This window comes from Mesorhizobium sp. M0174 (assembly GCF_040322275.1).
Taxonomy (GTDB): Bacteria; Pseudomonadota; Alphaproteobacteria; order Rhizobiales; family Rhizobiaceae; genus Mesorhizobium.
Genome location: NZ_JAMYTB010000001.1, coordinates 156530 through 173581, shown reverse-complemented (window position 1 = coordinate 173581; position 17052 = coordinate 156530). Strand labels below are relative to the sequence as shown.

Below are 17052 nucleotides of genomic sequence, written 5' to 3'. Positions count from 1 at the left end.
CAAGTCTTACTTGACGTTGGCGCCGACGACGGCATCCCAGTTCTTGGTGATGGCTTCCTTGGCCTTGCCCTGCTCGTCGAGCGTCGGGAACACCGCGGCTGCATAGGACTCGGCCGGCGGCAGCTTGGCCATCACGTCAGCCGGGAGCTTGCCATTCTTGGCGAGGTCGTTGAAGCGGATCGGGTGACAATAGCCCTTCAGCCAGCCGATCTGGCCTTCGTCGGAATAGAGATATTCCAGCCATAGCTTGGCAGCATTGGGATGCGGCGCGTAGGCGCTGATCGCCTGAACATAGACGCCGGCGACGACACCGGTCTTCGGCACGACGACGTCGACCGGCGGATTGCCCTTCAGCGTGTCGCGGCCGGCAAGCGCGTTATAATCCCAGGTCACCAGGATTGGCGTCTGGCCTTGGGCAAGCGTCGCGGGCTTGCCAATGACCGGCACGAAATTGCCGGCGGCATTGAGCTTCTTGAAGAAGTCGAGACCAGCCGTGCCGGCGGCTTCGCCGGCGGCCGCACCGCTGGAAAGGCCGGCGGCATAGACGGCCTGGATGGCCTGATTCGAAGCACGCGGGTCACCGGCGAGCGCCACGGTATTGGCAAATTCCGGCTTCAGCAGGTCGGCCCAGTCGGCCGGCGCTTCCTTGACCAGGTCCTTGTTCACCAGAAACGAAAGCACGCCGTAGTAGTCGCCGGTCCAAAAGCCTTCGGCATCCTTGGCGCTGTCCGGGATCGAGTCCCAGGTCGATACTTTATAAGCCTGGATCAGGCCATCCTTCTTTGCGGTCGGGCCGAAGCTCAGGCCGACGTCGATGACGTCAGGCGCCTGCGGGCCCTTGTTGTCCTTGTTGGCCTTGATCGCTTCGACCTCGTCGCCGGAGCCGGCATCGGGATTGAGCTCGTTGACGGTGATGCCCGGATATTTTGCCTTGAAGCCGTCGATGACCGCGCCGTAGCCGCACCAGTCATGCGGCAGCGCGATGGTGGTGAGCTGGCCTTCAGCCTTGGCTGCGGCGACCAGTTCATCCATGGACTGGGCCGACGAGATGGCAGAGGTCGCCATCAGGGCGACGGCCGTAAGGGAAAGCAGTTTTCCCGTGAATTTGAACATGTGTTCTCTCCGTTGAACTGACGCCGTTGGACGCCTGCGATGCGGTATCGTTTTCGTGTGACAGCCAGATGAAAGCTTTGTGAAAGCGATGCCCTGCAGTACGAAAAAGTAAACTCTTTTTAACCGGCTGTAGCAATCGCTACGCGGCTATTTTTCCGGCTAACTAGTTTCGACCTTGCCGTTCATCCTTTCCCCCTTTCTTCGCCTCTTTTCCAAAGTGGATTTCCAATGCGGAAGTTGTCTCAGACGGCGCCGGCGATGGCATTTTCCAGCAGCGTCAGCGCCGCCTTCTTGGTCAGCTTGACCGGGTTGCCGCCGGCGGTCGGGTCGACCATCGCCATGTCGGCGATCAGGCCCTTGCGCTTCTTGTCCATGTCGAGCCCCTTGATCAGGCCGGGCAGCGCGTGCGGCACCTTGAGCTCCTTGCGCAGCTTGATGATCGCCTTCGCAAAACCGTCGAAGCCGCCCTTGATGCCGCAATAGGCGGCGAGCCGGGCTATGCGCGGCTCAATCGCCTCGCGGTTGAAGGCCAGCACATAAGGCATGAACACGGCGTTGGTCATGCCGTGGTGGGTGTCGTAGAGCGCGCCGATCGGATGCGACAGCGAATGAATCGCGCCAAGCCCTTTCTGGAAGGCGGCGGCCCCCATGGCGGCCGCGCTCATCATGTTGGCGCGGGCGACTAGATCCTTGCCGTTGGCATAGGCTTTCGGCAGGTTTTCGAAGACCAGCCTGATGCCTTCCACCGCGATGCCGTCGGCCATCGGGTGATAGCCCGGCGCACAATAGGCTTCGAGGCAATGGGCAAGCGCATCCATGCCGGTGCCGGCGGTGATGAAACCGGGCATGCCCACCGACAGCTCCGGATCGGCAATGACGATCGCCGGCAAGAGTTTGGGATGGAAGATGACCTTTTTGGTGTGGGTCGCCTCATTGGTGATGACGCCGGCGCGCCCGACCTCCGAGCCGGTGCCGGCGGTGGTCGGCACCGCGATGATCGGCGCGATCGCATCGGCATCGGCGCGCGTCCACCAGTCGCCGACATCCTCGAAATCCCAGACCGGCCGGGTCTGGCCGGCCTGAAAGGCGATGAGCTTGCCGAGGTCGAGCGCCGAGCCGCCGCCAAAGGCGATGACGCCGTCATGCTTGCCCTGCTTGAACACAGCGATGCCGGCGGTCAGGTTGGAATCGACCGGGTTCGGCTTGACCTCGGAAAACACGCCATACGGCACCTTGGCATCGTCCAGTATTTTCAGCGTCGAAGCCACCACCGGCAGTTTGGCCAGTCCCGGGTCGGTAACGAACAGCGGCCGCTTGATGCCGGTCGCCGCCAGCACCTCCGGCAGCTCCTTGATGCGTCCGGCGCCGAAGCGGACGGTCGTCGGGTAATTCCATTTGGAAACGAGTTTTGTCATTTTTGTCTTTCGAAAAGTCAGATGGCTTCGCGCAGATGGTATGATTTCGGCCTGGTCAGATTGTCGTAGCCGATGGCCGACAGTGCCGCGCCCTTGCCGGTGTCCTTGACACCGGTCCAGACCAGCGCCGGGTCGAGATAGTCGCAGCGGTTCATGAACACGGTGCCGGTCTCGACACGATCGCCGATCGCCGCCGCATGCTCAATGTCGCGCGTCCAGATAGAGGCCGTCAGCCCATAGGGGCTGTCGTTCATCAGCGCGATCGCTTCCTCGTCGTTGCGCACCTTCATGATGCCGACGATTGGGCCAAAGCTTTCCTCGCGCATGACGCTCATCTGGTGGTCGACCTGGGTCAGCACTTCCGGCGCCAGATAGGGCGAACCTTGCCTGTCGTTGGCCACCTTCATGTTGATGTGTGCCCTGGCGCCCTTGCGCAACGCCTCGGCCTTCTGCTCGCGGATCAGGTCGGCGAAGCGCGCCTGCGCCATCGGCCCCATGGTGGTCGCCTGGTCGAGCGGATTGCCGACGACGTAGTTCCTGGTCTCGGCAATGAAGCCCTCGACGAATTCATCGTAGACCTTCTCGTGGACATAGACGCGCTCGATGCCGCAGCAGCACTGGCCGGAATTGTAGAAGGCGCCGTCGACCAGATTGGCAACCGCATGGTCCATCTTGGCGTCCGGCAGCACATAGGCCGGATCCTTGCCGCCGAGTTCGAGGCCGAGCGTCATGAAGGTGCCCGCGGCGGCCTTTTCAATGGCGCGGCCGCCGGCGACCGAGCCGGTGAAGTTGACATGGTCGATCTTGCCGGAGCCGAGCAGCCTTTCGGTCTGCGCGTGGTTCATGACAAGGTTCTGGAACAGGCCCTTGGGCAGGCCTGCTGTGTCAAACGCCTGCTGAAAACGTTCGCCGACCAGCAGCGTCTGCGCCGCGTGCTTGAGGATGACGGCGCTTCCGGCCATCAGCGCCGGGACGATGGTGTTGACGGCGGTGAGATAGGGATAGTTCCAAGGCGCGATCACCATGACCACGCCGAGTGGCACCTTCTTCACATAACGGCGAAAGCCGTCCTTCGGGTTGGAGGCCATGACCGGCTTCAAGGCCGCCTCGGCGATCTCGACCATGTAGCTGACACGTTCCCTGACGCCGCCGAACTCGCCGCCATAGCGCACCGGCCTGCCCATCTGCCAGGCGATCTCCGGCACGATCTCGCCGGTCATGGCGACCAGCGCTTCCAGCATGGCAAGCATGTATTTGCCGCGCTCGACGACCGGCGTCTCAGCCCACTTCTCTTGCGCCGCCTTGGCACGTTCGACCGCGGCACCGATCGCCTGGTCGGTGGCAAGAGGCCGTTCGGCATAGATCGAACCGTCGACAGGGGATTTTATCTTGACCGTTTCGGTCATGCCTTGGGTCCTCGCATTCTACAATAATTATCGTTGGTCACGCCGCCCTCATCCGCCTGCCGGCACCTTTCCGCCTATAGTGACGGAGAAGGGACAAGCTCCAGCGCTGGCGACCCCCTCTCCCCGTTCTTCACAAGAGGGTAAAGGTGAGGGGCGGGCGGCGCCGACATTGCCAGCCATTCAATACCGCTCGAACCCCCTGTGCAGTTCCCAGTCCGTAATCCGGCGGTCGTACTCGAACTGTTCCCAGTGTGCCGTGTGGATGTAATGCTCCAGCACATCGTCGCCGAGCGCGTGCCTCAGCATCTTCGATTCCGCCAGCGTTGCGGTGGCGTCGCGCAGTGTCTTTGGAATTTCCGGCAGCTGCGAGGCCTGGTAGGCGTCGCCGACGAAGGGCTTCTGCAGTTCAAGCTTTTCATCGATGCCGGCAAGGCCCGCTGCGATCAGTGCCGCGAAGGCGAGATAAGGATTGAGGTCGGCGCCGCCGATGCGGCATTCCATGCGGATGCCCTTGGTGCCCTCGCCGCAAAGACGGAAACCGGCGGTGCGGTTGTCCTCGCTCCACATGATCTTGGTCGGCGCAAACGTGCCGGCCTGGAAGCGCTTGTACGAGTTGATGTAGGGCGCCAGGAACCAGGTGAATTCCTTGGCATATTTGAGCTGGCCGGCCGCCCATTGCTGGCCGAGTGTCGACAGCGTCCACTCGGCATTTTTGTCGTAGAACAATGGTGTCTTGCCGTCGGCGCTCCACAGCGAATTATGGATGTGGCTGGAATTGCCGGCCAGCCCGTAATTGTACTTGGCCATGAACGAGATCGCCTTGCCTTCGGACTCGGCGATTTCCTTGGCGCCGTTCTTCAGGATCACGTGGCGGTCGGCCATGTCGAGCGCCTCGGCGTAGCGGACATTGATCTCTTCCTGGCCTGGCCCCCACTCGCCCTTCGAATTCTCGATCGGGATGCCGGCCGCTTCCATCTCGTTGCGAAGCCGGCGCATGACGCCTTCTTCCTTGGTGGTGATGCCGATCTGGTAATCGCCGATATAGGGCGATGCCGTCTCGAGGCCCTGCCAGTGCTTCTTGCGGGCCGAATCGTAGGTTTCACTGAACAGATAGAATTCGAGCTCGGAAGCGAAATAGCCGATATAGCCGCGATCCTGCAGCCGCTTGACCTGCTTCTTCAGCATGGCGCGCGGCGAATGCGCCAGGTCGTCATGGGTATGGTGGTCGAGCACGTCGCAGATCACCAGCGCCGTCTTTTCCAGCCACGGAACGCGCCGCAGCGTCGCAAGGTCCGGCTTCATGACGAAATCGCCATAGCCCTTCGACCAGCTCGCCGCCTTGTAGCCCGGCACCGGTTCCATATCGATGTCGGCGGCCAGCAGGTAGTTGCAGCCATGCGTCTCGTCATGCGCGGAATCGACGAAATACCGGGCCAGGAACCGCTTTCCCGCAAGCCGCCCCTGCATGTCGACGATGCAGGCCAGCACGGTGTCGACCTCTCCGCTGGAGACCGCTTGCTTCAACTGATCGAAGGAGAAATTTCCGGCCATTCCTTTGGCACTCCAGCGCTTGTCGTTTCGGGCCTGTAAAGGCCACTTTGAAGATGTGGGAAGCTATGGCCGGCAAAGCGCCGGCCATAGTTGGAGGACTTGCCTCAGTGGCCGGTTTCGCCGACGGCCTGTTCCGCAGCCTTGATCGCTGCCTGGCGCGCCGCGATGATGTCGCCGAGCGGCGGGCCCTGGAAGCGGTTGCGCTCGAAGGCAAACCAGACGATCGCCGTCAGGATGAAGAAGCCGACGGTGATGTAGAGCGCCCAGTCGTTCGGCGGCTGGATGCCGATGACGAAGATCAGGAGCATCGACAGGATCGAAAGCACGCCGAACAGCATGAAAATGGCGCGCCCCATGTTCCACGGCCCCATCTTGTCCCATTTCGGCGTTCCCCAGGCCAGCATGCCGAGCACGATCGGCACGGTGAAGGAGAGGAACAGGAAGATGACGGTGCACGACACGACGATGGTGTAGGCCGAGGTGCCTGCGACTGAAACCAGCGTCGAGCCCCAGACGAACAGGACGGACAGGATCGACGCCGTCCAGATCGCCGCCACCGGCGTGCGGTAGGTCGGGCTGACCTTGGCCAGTGCCGAGGAACCCGGCAGGCCGCCGTCCCGCGAGAAGGCAAAGATCATACGCGAAGCGGAGGTGACGGTGGCGAGGCCGCAAAGCAGCTGTGCCAGGAAGACGACGAGGTAGACGAACTCCTTGACGCCCGGGCTGACGCGCTGGTCGAAGGCCCAGAAGAACACGTTCCAGCCCTGCTTGGCCGCATCGTCCATGTTCGGGATCATCAGCACGAAGGCTGCGAGGAACAGATAACCGAAGACGGCCGACCAGATCACCGACATGACCATGGCGCGCGGCACGGAGCTCGCCGCCTTGATGGTCTCCTCGGAAGTATGCGCCGACGCATCGTAGCCGGTGATCGTATAGATCGGCAGCAGCAGGCCAAGCGCGAACACCCAGGCATTGGATACCGACGGCCACACACCGGCGCCGGCATCGCCGGAATAATTGTGGAAGGTGAACAGCCGGCTGAAATCCCAGGTTTCGGCCGAGATCAGGCAGACGACCGCGATGAGGATCGAGCCGAAGAAGATCAGATAGCCCGAGAAGTCGGTCAGCTTGGCCGTCAGCTTGATGCCGAGGTGGTTGATCAGTGCCTGGGCGCCCGTGATGATGACCAGGAAGATCATCTGGTTGGTCAGCGTACCCTCGATGCCGAGCGCCGGTCCGAAGGCGCCGAGGAAAAACGTCCAAGTGCCGACATTGATGGCGCCGAGCACGGTGATCAGCCCGAGCAGGTTGAGCCAGGCCGTCACCCAGCCGGTGCCGCGATTGCCGAGGATCGAGCCCCAATGATAGAGGCCGCCGGCGGTCGGATAGGCCGAGCTGATCTGCGACATCGCTACAGCGAAGGTCAGCGAAACGAAACAGCCGACCAGCCAGCCAATGCCGATGCCGATACCGCCGGAGCCGGAGGTTGCCTGCGCCAGCGAGTTGATGCCGCCGGACAGGATGCAGATGATCGAAAAGGAGACCGCGAAATTTGAAAAGCGACTGAGGCGCCGCTCCAGTTCCTGGGCATAGCCCATATTGTGGAGGACCTTTACGTCCTCCGCCTTGTCAACTTCAGTGTAGCCCGATGCTGCCATTTTTAGTCCCCTTTTGGTTTCTTAGCTGGCCGATTGAACTGACTTTCCGACTGCGCTTGGTCTGGAGGCCTTGGCCGCCTCGGGCTCCAGATTGAGAAAAATACTCGCGAGCAGATCCGCCCATTTCCGCTGCCCGGCTGCGCCGGAGATCTCGTCGTTGCGGATTTCGATCATTGCGCAGGGCAGCCCGCGCGAGCGGGCATGGCGTTCCAGCGTGAAATAGACGCGGTCGGCCGGCGAATAGGGTTCGTTGACGCCGACGGTGACGCCGGCGACCCGCTGCAGCGCCGCGATCAGCGGCGCCGCCAGCCGGCGGTCCTCGTCGTGGATAACGCCGATATGCCAGGGCCGGCTGCTGCCCTTGTAGACCGGGGTGAAAGAATGGACCGAGACCAGCCGCGTCTCCCGTCCGGCCGCCAGGCGCTCGTCGATGATCGTCGCGATCCGGTCGTGGAACGGCCGCCAAGCGAGCGCGATGCGCGCCTCCCGCTGATCGGCCGAAAGCCCCTGATTGGCCGGGACCACGGTTTTTTCGCTGGCGCTGACCGTCACTATCAGGTCCGGTGCATCGAGCGGGCGGTTGCAGTCGATGACGAGCCGCGAAATGCAGGTCTCGACCAGCGTCGCATCGAGTGCCTCGGCCATGCGGCGCGCCACCGGCAAGGCGCCGGGATCCCAGGCGATGTGGCGGGAAAGCTCCTCGGCGGCAAGTCCGAGCGTTCCGAATTCCGGCGGCAGGAAATTGGAGGCGTGGTCGCAGGTCAGCACGAAAGGGCTCAATCCGCCGGGGTTCGTCACCCTTACGGTTTCAGGCGATGCAAGGCTGGCGGGCCGTGCTGTCTCCATTGTCTGCCGTCCCCGGGGAGCGCTGTACCGTATGTTACGTATTTTGCCTCATTGCGTCCCTATGGATGATTTCATACAGTTTGGCCGGCTTTGTCAAACGCGATTTCGATAATGCGGTAACGGCCCGGCCAGGGTGGGGAAAAACATGGTTTCCAGCATTGCCGAACTGATCTCCGACCGCATCGGCACCATGCCGGCCGGCGAGCGGCGCGCAGCGCAAACGCTGATCGCCAGCTATCCGCTGATCGGGCTGAAGACGGTCGCCGAATTCTCGGCTGCCGCCGGCGTATCGTCGCCGACGATCCTGCGTTTCGTCGCCCGGCTCGGCTTCCAGAACTATCCGGAATTCCAGTCGGCGCTGCAAGACGAACTGGCGGCGCAATTGCAGTCGCCGGCCTCGCGCACGCTCAATCCGCCATCGCAGGGCAGCGCCGTCTCGCCGATGCTGGAGGCGACGCTCGACAATATGCGCGAGACATTCCGGCATCTCTCGGACAAGCAGCTTGCCGACATCGTCGCCAAGCTTGCCGACCGGCGCGGCAAGACATTCCTGATCGGCGGCCGCTTCACCGACCCGCTGGCGCGCTACATGGCGGCCCACCTTGCTATCATCAAACCCAACGTCTTCCATCTCGCCGGCCAGGAAAGCGTCTGGCGCGACCGGCTGATCGACATGGGCAAGCGCGACGTGCTGGTGATCTTCGACATCAGGCGCTATCAGGACAGCCTCGTCCGCTTTGCCGAGACCGCCAACCAGCGCGGCGTGCAGATCGTGCTGTTTACCGACCAGTGGCTGTCGCCGATCGCCCGCTTTGCCCGCCATGTCATCGCCGGGCGCACCGCCGTGCCTTCGGCCTGGGACTCATCCGCCGCCCTTTTCGTCGTTGCCGAAGCGCTGATCGGCGCCGTCACAAGGCAGCTCGAGGCCGACGGCGCCAAACGCATCCGCGAGCTGGAAAGCCTGCGGTAGCGCAGGCTTTTGGAAAAGCACGCTCCTGGCCGCGCCTAGTCAACCAAAAAACTGACCATCTGCAGGATCAGGATCAGCAACAAAACGCCAAAGGCAGACGCCAAAACAGCTGCCAGCAGGACGATGCGTTGTTTCTTACCCACAGCTCCCCCGGGGAAGCATAGCTCCCGTCCACGACGACGAATGTCAGTCCTGCCCTATCGCTCAACCACCGTCCCACGTCATCAAGACCCGCCTGCGGCTTGGCGGAGGAGTAATGACGACTTGCTTCACGCGCGAAATGAACCGCTGGGGCCAAGGTGCTCGCTTGGAGGGACGGCTGCATCATTCATCCGAACCATGTCACGGCCGAATGACCACCTTGCCGTTCGGGCTTAACCATTTCAGCCGCAAACCGTGCCATCGCCGCAGTCCGGATACTTTTGGCGTGGCAAGGATAATCGTAGTTCGGCTAGCCTTGTCGATGCGAAGCCGCTCCTTGAACCATCAGTCAAACAGCGGTGAACTGCGCGGAGGAAATCGATGAGCTATCTGGACGAGCTGTTCTCAGTCGCCGGCAAGACGGCGCTGGTCACCGGCGCCGCGACTGGCATCGGCCGCATGGCGGCGACCGCTCTGGTCAAGGCCGGCGCCACCGTGATGATCGCCTCGCGCAAGGGCGAGGATTGCGTCGGGGTAGCCGGCGAGTTGAACGGCCTTGGCGCGCCCGGCAGGGCGGAAGGTTTTGCCGGCGACGTCTCCAGCGAGGCCGGCATTGCGGCGCTTGTGGCCGAGGTCAGGGCGCGGACCGAGCGGCTGCATATCCTGGTCAACAATGCCGGCATCTCCTGGGGGGCGCCGCTGGAAAGCTTTCCCTACCATGCCTGGGCCAAGGTGTTCGGCGTCAATGTGACCGCGGTCTTCCACCTGACGCGCGAGTTGCTGCCACTGCTCGAGGCCGCCGCCAGCGATGCCGACCCGGCCCGGGTGATCAACCTCGGATCGGTGATGGGCACGCAGCCTTTGGCCGAAGATGCCTACTCCTACTCGGCCTCGAAGGCCGCGGTTCACCACCTGACGCGCATCCTGGCGATCGAATTCGCCGGCCGCCGCATCACCGTCAACGCCTTTGCGCCTGGCCCTTTCCGGAGCCGGATGACGGCCTTCGCCACCGGCACCGAAGACCAGGCAAGACATGTCGGCAACCATGTTCCGATCGGCCGCATCGGCGCACCGGATGACATTGCCGGCGCAACGCTCTATTTGTGCAGCCGTGCCGGCAGCTATGTCACCGGCGCTATCCTGCCGATCGATGGCGGGCAGTCGGTGCAACACGGGCTGACATTATTCAAGGAATGAGACGCACGCCATCCGGCGAGTGAAATGCCGGGGGTGAAGATGGAGGACATCAGCGTGGAACCGATCAGTCTCGATGTGCTTCTGGCCAACGTCGGCAAGGAAGTCGGCGTGTCGCCATGGCGGGTCGTCACCCAGCGCATGATCGACCAGTTCGCCGATGCCACCGACGATCATCAGTTCATCCATTGCGATCCGGAACGCGCCAGCCGCGAAACGCCGTTCGGCGGCACCATCGCGCATGGCTTCCTGTCGCTTTCGCTGTTGTCGGCGATGACCTTCGAAACCATGCCGCCGCTGGAAAACAGCAAGATGGGCGTCAATCATGGCTTCGATTCGCTGCGCTTCCTGGCGCCGGTGAAGACCGGCTCGCGCATCCGCACCCGTTTCGTGCTGGCCGACGTCAAGGTCAGGCCGTCCGGCTGGGTGCAGACGGCGCACGACGTGACGATCGAGATCGAGGGCTCGAAAAAACCGGCGCTGACCGCGCGCTGGCTGACGCTGACGCTGATCGAACGCCAACCGGAAGCGGTTTGAGGTATCCAACGCCTGGGGACCTAAATCTGTTTGGCTTCGGCCGCGACATACTTCATATGGCGGCTGACCTGCAGCGCAATGTAGACGACCAGTGAGCAACCGATTGGAAACACGATCTCGTTGAGGCCGGTTGCGATAGCCTGCGGCAGTGCGAGAGCAGCGTCGTTTGCCGCGGCCGTCTCGATGGTCAGCACCGTGATCCCGCCGCCGAATACCGCGCCTATCAGGGCGCCCGCCAGCGCGAAATGGAGCGGACGCGGTTCTTCCTTCGATGCCAGCGACGCCAGTGTCCAGCCGAGCAGCCCGTATTCGATCGCCCGCAGCACACCCAGGGTCGTGAGCGACAGGATGGCCGGCTTTGCCGCCGCGTCCAGCGCGCTGACCATGACCTTTTGCGTCCCTTTGGCGATGCCCATCGCCAGTGGCGCTGAAATCGCGCTGATCAAGCCGCCGAGCGAGGCTCGCACCTTGGCGAGCGCCGTGCCGAGGCTGACGCCGGCGCAGACGAAGAACGACCAGGTCACGCCTTGCGCCAGTTCGATCAGAACCTGCGTCGTCGCCGGGTAGGCACCAGCCGCAAATCTGACGGTCAGAATGAGAGCTTCCATGGCAAAGCCGAGCGCGATCGCCAGCCATGCGACCATGACGACGCGCCTGAGCGCCATCCTGGCGCGATGGGAAAGCGGGTCCACGTCCGGCACGCCGGACGAAAGCTCAGTTCCGGTCATAACGGCCTCCCGAAACGAAATTCTTGCAGAGCCGCGAATTAGTCTTTGTCTGTAACAGTCCGATGTTGCCGGCTTTATTGCCGGGTTACATGGGTATTGCGACAGTCAGCCTTCTGCTTCGTGCCACCCTTGCCCGACGCCGTACAGCGTATATATGCTGCATCCAGCCATCAGTCATAAGGCAGTAGAAAGTTGCAGCTGAGCGTCCAGGAGCGCCGCGAAAAACAAAAGGCCGAACTGCGTTCCGAACTTGTCGACGCCGCGCACAAGCTTGTCCAGGAAGAAGGCTATGACGGCCTCACCATCCGCAAGCTCGCAGAGCGCGTTGGCTATGCGCCGATGTCGGTCTATTCCTATTTCGCCGACAAGCAGGACATCCTGTTCGCGCTGGCCGAGGATGCCTTCGAGACCTTGGCCAGGCGCATCGCAAATCATACGGCCGACGACCCGATCGAGGCGCTCAAGGCGGTGCTTGTCGAATACGCCGCCTTTGGGCTGGAAAATCCCAACGAATACCGCACCGTCTTCATGACCGAAAAAGTCGGGCCGCCAGCCGGAAAGACCTTCGCCGAAATGGAGAGCGGCAACCCGGCGATGAAAGTGCTGATCGCGAGGGTCGAAGCCTGCGTTGCCGCCGGCAGGCTCAAAGGCGATCCACGCGCCATCGCTACCATGCTGTGGGCGGTCGGCCACGGCGCCATCTCGCTGCTGATCACCTTCCCGTTCTACCCGTTCGGCGACCAGACGACGTTCATCACACGGATCGGCGACATCATGCTCGAAGCCATCGCCGCGCACGAGATTGCGCCGCTCACGCCGTCGGTCAACTGCTGAAGAGCGGCGCTCCTCCCGATCTGCAGGATCTTCTCCGAACGTTCTGCGCTGCGGCGCCGAGCGTTCGGCAATTCTCCGTACGCGTGCGATTTTGCTTGAACACCGGGAGTCCAGGGCGTATCTGTACGCAGTTCCGTACACGTACGAGAAATTCAATAACTGAACCGGAGACCGACGATGAAGAAGGCAGTCCTCACGCTCGCCGCCCTGCTGGCGCTCTCTGGCGCCGCATTTGCCGGCAGCAGTCAGCCAGCCAAGCAAGAAGCGGCCTGCATCGACACCAAGGCCGGTGCTAAGCTCGATTGCGCGCCGACCGGATCGCTTGAAAACGCCGATGCCCCGACACACAAGGCCGGCAGCAAGGGCCCGAGACTCGGCATCGGCATCGATCCGTGGATCGTGCCAAGCAGCTTCTGAGCCGGCCCGGCGACAATACGCGGTGATGAACCGAAAGGGCGACAGGACTTTCCGGCCGCCGATCTTGTCTGCTTCAGCCCTGCTTTATCGCGGCGTGCAGATCACTTCTTACGCTTCTGTCCCGCCACGTTTTTACGCTTGCCGGGTCTTGCCGGTGCGCCGGGAATGGCCGTTCCGGTGATCGACACCGGATCGCTGGCCGGGAATGTATCCTCGAGGCCTTCCTCGAGTTCCTCTTCGATATCTGTCCCAGTGCGCTGCTCGTCTTCGAAAGAGCGCACGGCCGGAGTCTTGACCGGCGACTTCGGCGCGGAGCTCGGCGGCATTTGCATTCTCCCTCGGCTCGCTGTCGCAGAACGGTCGGGCGCGGCGAACATGCCTATGCTGCCGCGTCGCGCGTTGCCTCCGACAGAAAAGTAAAGACATAATCGGAAAAGGAACGCCAGCATTCGACGCGGAACGCGTCGGCCGCCGTGCGCAACAGCACGATTTCGACCTTGCCGAGAATGCTACGCGACGCCGACCCGACCGGAAAGGCGTCGAGCGACAGATCCTGCGGGCAGCCGGCATTGATCGTCGCCGCGGCAGCCGGACCGGTAACCGATATGGCGACGTTGCGGTGCGAGATGCCGACCGCCGAATGCAGTACGGAAATGCTGGCGCAGTCGGCGAGCGGATCTTTTCCGTTCTCGTCGATGACCAGCCATTCGTCCGGCCCGAGCCACAAGGCCGTGCGTCCGGCCTTTGCCGCCGAGGTTTTCGGCCTTTGCGGCAGGACGACGCCGAGCGCTTTCGAAAGTGCCGCAATCGAGGCTTCCGGCGCGCGCAGCGATATGCGCTCGGCCGGCGGCAGCACGGCAAGTGTAACGCCGGCGGCGGAAAGCGACTGGCCGGCGAGAGCCGGACGGCGTTCGACTGAGGGTCCGGCGGCGTTGGTTTTCACGGCGGCCTTAGCCATTGAGGCGCTCCCCCTTCTCGTCGAAGGACACCATGCCGGTGACCTCCACCTCGATCACCCCGTTCGGCATCGGCACATAGAGCGTCTCGCCCGTGCGATCGCGGCCGCCGGCGACCAGCCCCAGCGCGATCGAGCGGCCGCAATTTTGCGACCAATAGCTCGACGTGACATGGCCAATCATCTTCATCGGGATTGCCTGCTTCGGGTTCGCGACGATCTGTGCGCCCTCCTCCAGCACCACCTTGGGATCCCTGGTCTTCAGGCCGACAAGCTGCTTGCGGCCCTTGGCGACCAGATCCGGCCGCGCCATGCCGCGAATGCCGACGAAGTCGGTCTTCTTCTTGCCGACCGCCCAGTCGAGCCCGGCGTCGTTCGGCGTCACCGTGCCGTCGGTATCCTGGCCGACGATGATGTAGCCCTTTTCGGCGCGCAGCACATGCATAGACTCTGTGCCATAGGCACAGGCGCCATGCTTCTGGCCCTCGGCCCACAACGCTTCCCAGACCGCTTCGCCGTAGTCGGCCGGCACGTTGACCTCGAAGCCGCGCTCACCGCTGAACGACATGCGAAACAGCCTGGTCGGCACGCCGCAAATCCGGCCTTCGCGCACCGACATATGCGGCAGCGCCTCATCCGACATGTCGATGCCCTCGACCAGCGGCGCAATGATGTCGCGAGACTTCGGTCCCTGCACGGCAATCACCGCCCATTGCTCGGTGATCGAGGTCAGCCAGACGTTGAGATGCGGGAACTCGGTCTGGAGATAGTCTTCCATATGGTTCATGACCCGCGGCGCACCGCCGGTCGTCGTCGTCACATGGAAACGGTCGGGGGCAAGCCTGCCGACGACACCGTCGTCATAGATGAAGCCGTCCTCACGCAGCATGATGCCGTAGCGGCAGCGGCCGGGCTCAAGCTTTTCCCATGGATTGGTGTATAGCAGTTCCATGAATTTGGCCGCATCCGGCCCGACCACCTCGATCTTGCCCAGCGTCGAGGCGTCAAACAGGCCGGCTGTCTTGCGCACCGTGACGCATTCGCGGTCGACGGCGGCATGTATGTCCTCGCCCGGCTTCGGGAAATACCAGGCGCGCTTCCACTGACCGACATCCTCGAATACAGCGCCCTGGCGCTCGGCCCAGGGATGGATCGCCGTCTTGCGGGTCGGGTCGAACAGGGGACCCCGCGCATGCCCGACGATCGAGCCGAATGTCACCGGCGTATAGGGCGCGCGGAATGTTGTCAGCCCGACCTGCGGGATCGGCTTGCCCAACGTCTCGGCGGCAATCGCCAGGCCGTGCATATTGGAGGTCTTGCCCTGGTCGGTCGCCATGCCATTGGTGGTGAAGCGTTTGACGTGCTCGATCGAGCGCATGCCCTCATGCACTGCCTGGCGGATGTCCTTGGCGGTGACGTCGTTCTGGAAGTCGACGAACGCCTTCACCGTCGTGTCGGCGCCGGCACCGGGTGCGGCACCCAGCATGCCGCGCGACCAGCTTTCGCCGGCGTCGATCTTCGGCTTGGTGCCCTTGGCCGGCCTGCTGCCGGCGTCTTTGGCCGCCTTGGCGCCGGCGGCGTAAGCTTCGTCGATGGTGGCCGACAGCCCGTCGGTGCCGTTGCAGGCGCCGACCGAGACGCAGTCCTGCGCATAGGTTCCGGGCACGAAGCGCTTGGTCTCGTCGTTGAAGGCGACCTTGCCGCGTGATTGCGAGAACAGGTGCACCGACGGCGTCCAGCCGGCCGACATCAGGATCGCGTCGACCGGAATGGTGCGTTCGCCGCCGCCATTCTTCGGCTGCACGGTCATCGACGACACCCGCAATTTGCCGCCGGCGCGTATCACCGCGCGGCCGAAATTGACCTCGATGCCGAGCGCCCTCGCCTCGTCGATCACCGGCCCGGTCGGGTTGTCGCGCAGATCGATGATCGCCGCCACGTTGATGCCGGCCTTTTTCAGGTCGATCGCCGCCGCGTAGGCGGAATCGTTTGCCGTATAGACGCCGACATTCCTGCCGACGGCGACGCCGTAATGGTTGAGATAGGTGCGCGCCGCCGACGCCAGCATGATGCCGGGGCGGTCGTTTTCGGCAAACACCATGTGCCGCTCGATGGCGCCGGTCGCCAGCACCACCCGTTTGGCACGAACCTGCCACAGCCGCTCGCGCGGCAGGTCGCGGCCGGGGTTCTGTAGATGGTCGCTGACGCGCTCGACCAGCCCGACGAAATTCTGCGCGTAATAGCCGAACGCCGTGGTGCGCGGCAGCACGCGGACATTGTCCATCGACTTCAACTTGGCGACGGCGGACTGCGCCCAGGCAAAACCGTCCTGGCCATCGATACTGGCGCCGCTCTCGAAATGAAGGCTGCCGCCGAATTCCGCCTGCTCGTCGGCAAGGATGACACGCGCCCCGGTTTCAGCCGCGGCCAATGCCGCGGCGATACCCGCGGCACCGCCGCCCAGCACCAGCACATCGCAGTGGGCGAAGCGCGCCGAATAATGGTCGGGGTCCGGCTGGTCGGGAGCGACGCCAAGGCCGGCGGCGGCCCTAATCTTGGGTTCGTAGAGGTTTTTCCATGCAGTCTTCGGCCACATGAACGTCTTGTAGTAGAAGCCGGCCGAAAGCATCGGCGAGGCGATACTGCTGACGGCGCCGACGTCGAAGGCGAGCGACGGCCAGCGGTTCTGTGACTGTGCGGTCAGCCCGTCATAGAGCTCTTGCACCGTAGCTCGGACGTTCGGCGTCTTGCGTGCCGCGTCGCGTTTGATCTCGACCAGCGCGTTCGGCTCTTCGGCGCCGGCCGACAGAAAGCCGCGCGGCCGGTGGTACTTGAACGACCGGCCGACAAGATGGACGCCATTGGCAAGCAGCGCCGAGGCCAGCGTGTCGCCCTCGATACCGGTATAGGGACGGCCATCGAAGCTGAAGCCAGCTATCTTTGCCTGTTTGAGCCGTCCGGCGCCGGCAATGCGGAATGTCGCGCTCATTTTGCGGCTCCCGGCAGCTTTACGGGCTTCGGCTCGCCGGCCTTGTAGGTCATCAGGAACCTGTCGCTGACGGTGTCGCGCACGGCGTTGAAGAACCGCGCGCAGCCATGCATGTGCCGCCAGCGCTCATAGATGATGCCTTTGGTATTTGAGCGGATGAAGAAGAACTTTTCGAAATCGTCGTCGCTCTCGCCGGCGACATTAGGGGAACGCGCAATATGCGCCTCGCCGGCGTTGCGGAACTCGAGCTCCGGACGCTCTTCCTCGCAATAGGGGCAGCGGATGAGAAGCATGG

General features: G+C 63.2%; 16 protein-coding genes. 5 read left to right on the top strand and 11 right to left on the bottom strand.

The window, feature by feature from the left end:
- Nucleotides 1–6: 6 nt before the first annotated feature.
- The 6 genes from NKJ13_RS00905 to NKJ13_RS00880 form a co-directional block, all read right to left on the bottom strand.
- The gene (locus NKJ13_RS00905) at nt 7–1113 is read right to left on the bottom strand and encodes an ABC transporter substrate-binding protein (RefSeq protein WP_352647657.1); all 1107 of its coding nucleotides are present in this window, start codon (nt 1111–1113) and stop codon (nt 7–9) included.
- Nucleotides 1114–1355: 242 nt separating this feature from the next.
- Entirely contained in the window at nt 1356–2528 is a 1173-nt protein-coding gene (locus NKJ13_RS00900; protein ID WP_352688003.1) for an iron-containing alcohol dehydrogenase, read from the bottom strand.
- Nucleotides 2529–2545: 17 nt separating this feature from the next.
- Nucleotides 2546–3934 carry an aldehyde dehydrogenase family protein gene (locus NKJ13_RS00895; protein WP_352688001.1) on the bottom strand — a complete coding sequence of 463 codons (1389 nt, stop codon included), beginning with the start codon at nt 3932–3934 and terminating at the stop codon, nt 2546–2548.
- A gap of 180 nt (nt 3935–4114) precedes the next feature.
- On the bottom strand, nt 4115–5485 hold the full coding sequence (locus NKJ13_RS00890) for a glutamine synthetase family protein (protein ID WP_352687999.1): 1371 nt from the start codon (nt 5483–5485) through the stop codon (nt 4115–4117).
- A 104-nt stretch (nt 5486–5589) separates the two neighbouring features.
- Nucleotides 5590–7146 carry an amino acid permease gene (locus NKJ13_RS00885; RefSeq protein WP_254816891.1) on the bottom strand — a complete coding sequence of 519 codons (1557 nt, stop codon included), beginning with the start codon at nt 7144–7146 and terminating at the stop codon, nt 5590–5592.
- A 21-nt stretch (nt 7147–7167) separates the two neighbouring features.
- Nucleotides 7168–7992 carry an N-formylglutamate amidohydrolase gene (locus NKJ13_RS00880; protein WP_352687997.1) on the bottom strand — a complete coding sequence of 275 codons (825 nt, stop codon included), beginning with the start codon at nt 7990–7992 and terminating at the stop codon, nt 7168–7170.
- 145 nt (nt 7993–8137) lie between these two features.
- Here NKJ13_RS00880 and NKJ13_RS00875 point away from each other — a divergent pair, with 145 nt between their 5' ends.
- From NKJ13_RS00875 to NKJ13_RS00865, 3 genes are all read left to right on the top strand, one after another.
- Nucleotides 8138–8962 carry a MurR/RpiR family transcriptional regulator gene (locus NKJ13_RS00875; RefSeq protein ID WP_352687995.1) on the top strand — a complete coding sequence of 275 codons (825 nt, stop codon included), beginning with the start codon at nt 8138–8140 and terminating at the stop codon, nt 8960–8962.
- Nucleotides 8963–9484: 522 nt separating this feature from the next.
- Nucleotides 9485–10300, top strand: coding sequence for an SDR family oxidoreductase (locus NKJ13_RS00870; protein WP_352737013.1), 816 nt, complete (start codon nt 9485–9487; stop codon nt 10298–10300).
- A gap of 39 nt (nt 10301–10339) precedes the next feature.
- A complete protein-coding gene (locus tag NKJ13_RS00865; RefSeq protein WP_031211357.1) occupies nt 10340–10834 on the top strand; it encodes a MaoC family dehydratase in 495 nt (164 codons plus the stop codon).
- A 20-nt stretch (nt 10835–10854) separates the two neighbouring features.
- Here the strand turns inward: NKJ13_RS00865 and NKJ13_RS00860 are convergent, their stop codons facing one another.
- Nucleotides 10855–11562 (bottom strand): hypothetical protein, encoded by a 708-nt coding sequence (locus NKJ13_RS00860; protein WP_352737014.1) that lies wholly within the window; start codon nt 11560–11562, stop codon nt 10855–10857.
- A gap of 192 nt (nt 11563–11754) precedes the next feature.
- Here NKJ13_RS00860 and NKJ13_RS00855 point away from each other — a divergent pair, with 192 nt between their 5' ends.
- Together NKJ13_RS00855 and NKJ13_RS00850 are read left to right on the top strand one after the other, a co-directional pair.
- Nucleotides 11755–12396, top strand: coding sequence for a TetR/AcrR family transcriptional regulator (locus NKJ13_RS00855; RefSeq protein WP_352737015.1), 642 nt, complete (start codon nt 11755–11757; stop codon nt 12394–12396).
- Nucleotides 12397–12573: 177 nt separating this feature from the next.
- Entirely contained in the window at nt 12574–12813 is a 240-nt protein-coding gene (locus tag NKJ13_RS00850) for a DUF680 domain-containing protein (RefSeq protein WP_352737016.1), read from the top strand.
- A 101-nt stretch (nt 12814–12914) separates the two neighbouring features.
- Here the strand turns inward: NKJ13_RS00850 and NKJ13_RS00845 are convergent, their stop codons facing one another.
- From NKJ13_RS00845 to NKJ13_RS00830, 4 genes are read right to left on the bottom strand one after another with little or no spacing between them, the layout of a single operon-like run.
- Nucleotides 12915–13139: a hypothetical protein gene (locus tag NKJ13_RS00845; protein ID WP_352737017.1), complete on the bottom strand. Its 225-nt coding sequence runs from the start codon at nt 13137–13139 to the stop codon at nt 12915–12917.
- A 53-nt stretch (nt 13140–13192) separates the two neighbouring features.
- On the bottom strand, nt 13193–13771 hold the full coding sequence (locus NKJ13_RS00840) for a sarcosine oxidase subunit gamma (RefSeq protein WP_352737018.1): 579 nt from the start codon (nt 13769–13771) through the stop codon (nt 13193–13195).
- Complete coding sequence (locus NKJ13_RS00835; protein ID WP_352737019.1) at nt 13764–16757, bottom strand: sarcosine oxidase subunit alpha; 2994 nt, start codon at nt 16755–16757, stop codon at nt 13764–13766. The genes NKJ13_RS00840 and NKJ13_RS00835 overlap by 8 nt, the downstream gene beginning before the upstream one ends.
- Complete coding sequence (locus tag NKJ13_RS00830) at nt 16754–17050, bottom strand: sarcosine oxidase subunit delta (RefSeq protein WP_352776972.1); 297 nt, start codon at nt 17048–17050, stop codon at nt 16754–16756. Before NKJ13_RS00830 ends, NKJ13_RS00835 begins: the two co-directional genes overlap by 4 nt.
- Nucleotides 17051–17052: the final 2 nt, after the last annotated feature.